At 70.3% G+C, this 7045-nt stretch carries 5 protein-coding genes; 3 read left to right on the plus strand and 2 right to left on the minus strand.

Features of this window, described 5'->3' with window-relative positions; translation table 11 throughout:
• Window positions 1-147: 147 nt before the first annotated feature.
• Window positions 148-948: a TetR/AcrR family transcriptional regulator gene (locus tag ACZ562_RS07260; protein WP_471174741.1), complete on the minus strand. Its 801-nt coding sequence runs from the start codon at window positions 946-948 to the stop codon at window positions 148-150.
• A gap of 375 nt (window positions 949-1323) precedes the next feature.
• Between ACZ562_RS07260 and ACZ562_RS07265 the strand changes: the two genes are divergently transcribed.
• Entirely contained in the window at window positions 1324-2691 is a 1368-nt protein-coding gene (locus ACZ562_RS07265) for an NAD(P)/FAD-dependent oxidoreductase (RefSeq protein WP_471174821.1), read from the plus strand.
• 256 nt (window positions 2692-2947) lie between these two features.
• Complete coding sequence (locus ACZ562_RS07270) at window positions 2948-4606, plus strand: ATP-binding SpoIIE family protein phosphatase (protein WP_471174743.1); 1659 nt, start codon at window positions 2948-2950, stop codon at window positions 4604-4606.
• Window positions 4607-4753: 147 nt separating this feature from the next.
• Here the strand turns inward: ACZ562_RS07270 and ACZ562_RS07275 are convergent, their stop codons facing one another.
• On the minus strand, window positions 4754-6025 hold the full coding sequence (locus ACZ562_RS07275; RefSeq protein ID WP_471174823.1) for an MFS transporter: 1272 nt from the start codon (window positions 6023-6025) through the stop codon (window positions 4754-4756).
• Window positions 6026-6159: 134 nt separating this feature from the next.
• Here ACZ562_RS07275 and ACZ562_RS07280 point away from each other — a divergent pair, with 134 nt between their 5' ends.
• Window positions 6160-6711: a MarR family winged helix-turn-helix transcriptional regulator gene (locus ACZ562_RS07280; RefSeq protein ID WP_471174745.1), complete on the plus strand. Its 552-nt coding sequence runs from the start codon at window positions 6160-6162 to the stop codon at window positions 6709-6711.
• The last annotated feature ends 334 nt before the right edge of the window (window positions 6712-7045 follow it).

Genomic DNA, 7045 nt, shown 5'->3' on the forward strand with positions numbered 1-7045 from the left:
ATTTGCGTTCAACGAAAGGGAGTTGATCGGCTTGCCTGAAATGCCTGTAACACTCACACGGTGAAGCCGAGGCGAGGGCGACGCAGCGCCCACGCCTCACTGTCACCTCTTCGAGTCACGCGTCAGCCGAGGTTGACGATCCGGCCCTCATGCCGGCCGGGACCGCAGCCCCTCCAGCAGGATGTCCAGCAGCCGCGCCGAGGCCGCCGCCTGCTGCGCCGCGTCCGGAAGCGAGGGCGCCGCCGTCGCGATCACCAGCAGCACGTCCGCCACCGACACATCGGCCCGCAGCTCGCCCGCCGCGCGCGCCCGGTCCACGAGCTGGCCCACCACGTCGAGCAGCGCCGCCGCCCCCGCGTCGTCGTCCGCGGACACGGCCGAGGGCTGCTCCGGCACCAGCCGCAGCTCCGCGGAAGCCGGCCGGAGCCGCTGCTGCGGCACGCGCGTCTCGTCGAACACCGAACCGTCGGCGCCCTCGGCCGCTTCGTCCAGGACTCCGACCCTCAGCACCTGCGGCGGCAGCAGCCGCCCGGCGCCGGAGGCCACCGACGTCCGCAGGAAGCGCGAGAGCGCCGACCACGGCTCGTCCTCCTGCCCGAGCGCCGCACGCGCCTGGTCGGTCAGCCGGGAGGTCTCCTCCTCGGCTATCCGCCGCACCAGGACGTCCTTGCTCGGGAAGCGCCGGTACACCGTGCCGACGCCGACCCGCGCGCGCCGCGCCACGTCCTCCATCGGCGCGCCGTAGCCCAGCTCGCCGAAGACCTCGCGCGCCGCACGCAGTACGTGCTCCAGATTGCGCTGTGCGTCCACGCGCAGCGGCGTCGTCCGCGAACCGTCCCCGCGTCCGTCGCCCGCCGCGCTCATCGTCCCTGTCATCGCTCCGCCCAGCGTCCCGCCACCGGCTGCGGTGGCAGACGCGGACGACCAATGAGAGTCCTGAATGTGCATAAGCGTTCCCCCGGTAATGACGTCTCCCCCCGGAGACTCTCCCCGCCATTGAAAGCCGGAGCATGGGGAACAGGCCCGGTTCACGAGCCCGCCCGTCGCGGACCCGAAGGCGCATCCCCCTGCACCCCGTCGACACACGAACATAGTTGAGTGAGGGTCAATTCAGAAGGGGCAGGTTCCGCACGGAGCGCCCCCCGATCGGAGTACGGGTCGTATACGTCCCGATTGCGCCCTCCCCGAGCCCCACGCGCGCACCCCCTGACCTGCGTGCTTTCCAAGCGCTCCGACAATTCGGCCAACCCTGCGCGCACCGGACCCGTGGTCACACAGATTGTCGGGGCTGTGGACAAACGCGAGCGGCGGGTGCGTCATGGGATGGTGAAGGAACGCGCGCGCATTCTGGTTGTCGGCGGTGGCTACGTCGGGATGTACACGGCCCTGCGCCTCCAGCAGAAGCTGAAACAGGAGCTCAGGCGGGGCGAGGCCGAGATCACGATGGTCACACCCGACCCCTACATGACCTATCAGCCGTTCCTTCCGGAGGCGGCCGCAGGTTCCATCTCCCCCCGCCATGTCGTCGTACCGCTGCGCCGTGTCCTCGACCAGTGCCGGATCGTCATCGGCGAGGCGCAGTCCATCGACCACGCCAAGCACACGGCCACCCTCACCACCCTCGCCACGGAGGAGGAGGGAACGGGCGGGCAGCAGATCACATACGACGAACTGGTCCTCGCGCCCGGCTCCGTCTCACGCACCCTGCCCGTGCCCGGCCTTGCCGACTACGGCATCGGCTTCAAGACGGTCGAGGAGGCCATCGGCCTGCGCAACCACGTCATCGAGCAGATGGACATCGCCTCCTCCACCCGCGACCCCGCCATCCGCGACGCGGCCCTGACCTTCGTCTTCGTCGGTGGCGGATTCGCCGGCGTGGAGGCGCTCGGCGAGCTCGAGGACATGGCCCGCTACACCACGCGCTACTACCACAACCTCAAGCCCGACGACATGAAGTGGATCCTCGTCGAGGCCTCGGACCGCATCCTGCCCGAGGTCGGCGAGGAGATGGGCCGCTACACGGTCACCGAACTGCGCCGCCGCAACATCGACGTACGCCTGGGAACCCGGCTCGAATCCTGCGCCGACCGCGTGGCCGTCCTCAGCGACGGCGCCCGCTTCCCGACCCGTACGGTCGTGTGGACGGCCGGTGTCAAACCCCACCCGATCCTCGCCGCCACCGACCTGCCGCTCAACGAACGCGGTCGGCTGAAATGCACCCCCCAGCTGTCCGTCGAAGGCGTCACGCACGCGTGGTCCGCGGGAGACGCCTCGGCCGTCCCCGACGTCACCGCCGAGGAACCCGGCAAGGAGACCGCCCCCAACGCCCAGCACGCGCTCCGCCAGGCGAAGGTCCTCGCCGACAACATCGTGCACTCCCTGCGCGGCGAACCCCTCGAGACGTACGCCCACAAGTACGTCGGCTCGGTGGCCTCCCTGGGCCTGCACGAAGGTGTCGCACACCTCTACGGGCGCAAGCTGAAGGGCTACCCCGCCTGGTTCATGCACCGCGTCTACCACCTCAGCAGGGTGCCCACCTTCAACCGCAAGGCCCGCGTGCTCGCCGAATGGACCCTGTCGGGGCTCTTCAAGAGGGAGATCGTCTCCCTCGGTTCGCTCGAACATCCCCGAGCGGAGTTCGAACTCGCGGCCGGTGGAAAGCCTCCTTCCGACCCGAAGGGGTCGTCCTGACCGGACCGCGGAACTCCACCGGAGGGGAAGGCGTCTGACGGATGTCGGCCCGGTCGGCCACACTGCCAGACTGATACCCGACCAAGGACGGGCAGCCGCCCGCCCTTCGAACCATTCGAACCCTTCGAACCATCAGGCTTCCCACCGTGCTGCACCCCGGTGGCGCCGTCCCCCGGCCCCTCGGCCGGGCCCGGAGCCGGCCGAAGACGCCGAAGACGCCGAAGACGACGAAGACGACGACACGAGGCAAGGATTCGTGAACTTCACGCGCTGGAGCGCCCGGCTCCCCGGAACGCAGCGCCGCGCGGCAGCGCGGCCACAACACACGGTCGCACCGGACCGACTCGGGGCGGGCTCCGTGCCCGCGGCCCGCGCCGAACGACTCACCCACGAGGCGCCGGTCGTGCCCGCCGTCGACGAACTGCCCGTCCGCGAGGTCCTCGACCGCGTCCCGGCCCTCGTCGCCCTCGTCCACGGCCCCGACCACCGCCTCGCCTACGTCAACGACGCCTATGTCGCGGCCTTCGGCGCCCGCCCGATCGGCGACCCGGCCCGCGAGGCCCTTCCGGAACTCGACGAACTCGGCCTGTTCCCGCTCCTGGACCAGGTACTGCGCAGCGGCAAGCCCCGCACGATCAAGTCCCGCAAGGCTCCCGGCGGCCGCTCCTACAGCTTCACCTGCACCCCGGTCACCGAAGGCGAGAGCTGCGGCCGTGCCGTCCGCGCCGTTCTCGTATTCGCCACCGACGTCACCGATCACGCCGAGGCCGCCGAACGCCTGCGAGCCAGCGAACGCCGCCAGCGCGAAACCGCGGTCACCCTCCAGCGCTCCCTGCTCCCCCAGGAGCTCGAACAACCGGACGACCTGCGCATCGCCGCCACATACCAGCCGGGCGGCACGGAGGCCGCGGTCGGCGGCGACTGGTACGACGTGATCACACTCGGCGGCGGCCGTACGGCCCTCGTCATCGGCGACGTCATGGGCCGAGGCGTGCGCGCGGCGGCGGTCATGGGCCAGCTCCGTACCGCGGTCAGGGCTTACGCCCGCCTGGACCTCCCCCCGCACGAGGTACTCCAGCTCCTGGACGGCCTGGCCACCGAGATCGACGCCAACCAGATCGCCACGTGCGTGTACGCCGTCCACGACCCCAACGAGGGCAGGCTGGTGTACGCCTCCGCAGGCCACCTGCCCATCCTGGTTCGCGACGAGAGCGGGGTGGTCCAGCGCGCCGACGAACCCACCGGCCCGCCCCTGGGCACCGGCGGCTGGGTGCACGCCTCGGGCTCGATCGCACTGGGCCCGGGCTCGACGGCGGTCCTCTACACCGACGGTCTGGTCGAGCGGAGGAACGAGGACCTGGACGAGGGCATCGCGGCCCTGGAGCGTGCCCTCGCCGGCGCGACCGGCACCCCCCAGGTGGTCTGCGACCGCCTGGTCCGCTCCGCCGGGGTGACGGCGGACCACGACGACGACGTGGCCGTCCTGGTCCTCCAGCACCCCGCCCGCACGGGCCCGGACGGCGAACTCTTCCGCAACGCGGCGCTGGAACTCCTCGGAGGCGTGGAGGCGGCCCCACGCGCGCGTGCCTTCGCCTCCGGCGTGCTGACCAGCTGGCGCTTCCCGCCCGACCTGCACGACCTGGGAGTCCTGGCCGCGAGCGAACTGGTCGCCAACTCCCTCCAGCACGGCACCCCGCCCATGCGCCTGCGCCTGAGACGCACCGACCGCCGCCTGATCATCGAGGTCACCGACGGCGACGACCACCTGCCGAGGCGCCGCCGCGCGGAACAGGAAGACGAGTCGGGCCGAGGCATCGCCATCGTCGCGACCATCGCCTCGGCGTGGGGCTCCCGCCGGACGCCGGGGGGCGGGAAGGCGGTGTGGTGCGAGTTCGGGTTGCCGGGCGCGAAGTGAAGGCGGGTGCTAGGACGCCTTGCAGCCTGTCCGGGGGTTGACAAGAACGAGGCAGTTCAGGCCGAAGGGGGTCCAGGGGGCGGAGCCCCCTGGCGGGGGCGGAGCCCCTGGGGACGGGGCGGGTAGGGGCGACGGGGGCGAGAGACCTCAGGCGTGAGCCTGGGCATGCCCCGCCGACGAGGCACCCGCGCCCCCCTGAGCCACCACCCGGCTCCTGGCCCGCCACGGCTGATCCTGCGCAGCAGTCAGCTGCCGTCCCAGTCGCAGCGCGAGCACGGTGATCCCGACCGAGAACAACAGAAACGTCACGACGTACGGCGCATGCAGCGAGGCCCCCATCGGCCCGCCCACCGCCGGCCCCAAAGCCAGCGCAAGCTGCTTCACCAGCGCGAACGCGGAGTTGTACTGCCCCGCCATCCCCTCAGGCGCAAGGTCCGCGACCAGGGGCGCGACCGTCGGCGACAGCATCGCCTCGCCCAGCCCGAACAGCGCATACGTCGACACGAACGCCGCCGTGGCCATTTCCTGGCTGCCGTGCCCGAGCCCCGCGTACCCGGCCACGACCCACGCCACGGCCCAGATCAGCCCGACAGCCGCGATCACCCGCGACCGCCGCCGCCGCTCCACGAACTTCAGCACGAGGAACTGCGCGACCACGATCATCGCCGTGTTCGCAGCCAGCGCGGTACCCAGCGCGGACGTCGAAATCCCGGCCGCCTCGACGCCGTACGCGCTCAGCCCCGACTCGAACTGCCCGTAGCAGGCGAAGAAGAGCACGAACCCCAGCACACACAGCTGCACCATGGCCCGATTGCCCAGCAGCTGCTTCCAGCTGCCCCTGCCCGACCGCGCCGGCGCGTCCTCGATCCGCGGCGAGTGCGGCATCCGCACCGTCGACATCACCACGACCAGCAGCAGGAACATCGCCGCCTCGATCGCGAACAGCAGCGTGAAGGACGCGGCACTGCTGGTGTCGACCAGATGCCCGCCGATGAGCCCACCGACGCCGAGCCCGAGGTTCTGCAGGAAGAACTGCGTGGCGAACGCCCGCGACCGGGTCTCGGTCGCCGAGCAGTCCACGATCATCGTCGCAAGCGCCGGCTGCATCACGGCCTGTCCCGCCCCGAGCGCGGCCGCCGACAGCAGCACGGTCACCGCATTGCTCGCCAGTCCCAGGCTCAGCGAGCCCAGCGCGGCAGTGACCAGAGCGGCGAGCAGCACCGGAAGCGGCCCCCGCCGGACGATGGCCCGACCGGCGAACGGCAGCACGATCAGCGCGGCCACGGCGAAGACGGCGAGCACGAGACCCGCCGTCATGGCACCCAGCCCCCGCACCTGCGCCACATAGACGTACAGGTAGGGGACGGTGAAGCCGAGCCCGAACGCGCTGAGTGCGTTGCCCACGTGGATCCGGCGCATCGCTGCGCCCATCGCCCTGGTCACGTTCACCTCTCTCAGTAGTTAGGTATGAAGACTTCGAAGCTAAAGTTCGAAGCTAAACACTACACCTAGAAGGACTTCAACACCAAGCAGGACCATGCGATACTGCGCTCATGGGCGACACCCCCGGCACCCTCGGCGAACCGACACTCGAAGAGCAGATCGCCGCCTACCAGCGCGAGTTCCAGGACCTCGACCCCCAGGTCGAGAAGATCGTCTCGGCGCTCTCCCGTCTGAACCGCCGTATGAACGTCGCCTACGGCCGCCAGACCGCCGCCCTCGGCATCAGCAACGCCGAGTGGGAGGTCCTCAAGGAACTCGTCCTCTCCGGCGCCCCGTACCGCTTGGGCCCCAGCGACCTCGCCAAGCGCCTCGGCCTCACGCCGGCGGCGATGACCCACCGGATCGACCGCATGGTCGCCGAGGGTCTGGTCACCCGCGAGCGCGACGAGTCCAACCGGGTGCGCGTGATCGTGGAGCTGACCGCCGAGGGCCGCGAGAAGTGGCTGGAGGCGATGAGGCTCGCCACGGTCTTCGAGGAGGACCTGCTCCAGGACCTGTCACCGAAGGAGCGGACCGCCCTCGGTGACGTCCTCACCCGCCTGCTGCGCAGGGTGGAGTACGCCCAGCCGGACGCCGGCGGACGTCTCAGCGATCTCGACTGAGGCCCGACCAAAAGATCTTGACAAGGGGCGCTTGACAGCCCTCGGTGAGATCCGTAGAGTTCTTCGGGTTGCCACAGAGCCGTAACAGTTCTCTGACAACACCTCCCGCCGCATAAGCGGCACTTCACACCACAAGCATGATCGCCCACCGGGGTTGAATTCGGCGTGCCCGAATTCAATTCGATTCGGGATCGGCACCTCGATTAGGAGCTGCCGAGAGGATCCGCTAAGGTTTGAGGCGTCGGAACGGCCCAACAGCCGCGAAGACAAGCCCCGCTGACTGGGAGTCAGGCCCGAAAGGATCTGATAGAGTCGGAACCGCCGGAAAGGGAAA

It is taken from the genome of Streptomyces sp. NPDC040410, from assembly GCF_055595715.1.

Bases quoted from the DNA above. Each gene is read 5' to 3' on its own strand.
- ACZ562_RS07265 (WP_471174821.1), top strand. From the start codon at position 1,324: ATGGTGAAGGAACGCGCGCGCATTCTGGTTGTCGGCGGTGGCTACGTC.
- ACZ562_RS07280 (WP_471174745.1), top strand. From the start codon at position 6,160: ATGGGCGACACCCCCGGCACCCTCGGCGAACCGACACTCGAAGAGCAG.
- ACZ562_RS07275 (WP_471174823.1), bottom strand. From the start codon at position 6,025: ATGCGCCGGATCCACGTGGGCAACGCACTCAGCGCGTTCGGGCTCGGC.
- ACZ562_RS07260 (WP_471174741.1), bottom strand. From the start codon at position 948: ATGCACATTCAGGACTCTCATTGGTCGTCCGCGTCTGCCACCGCAGCC.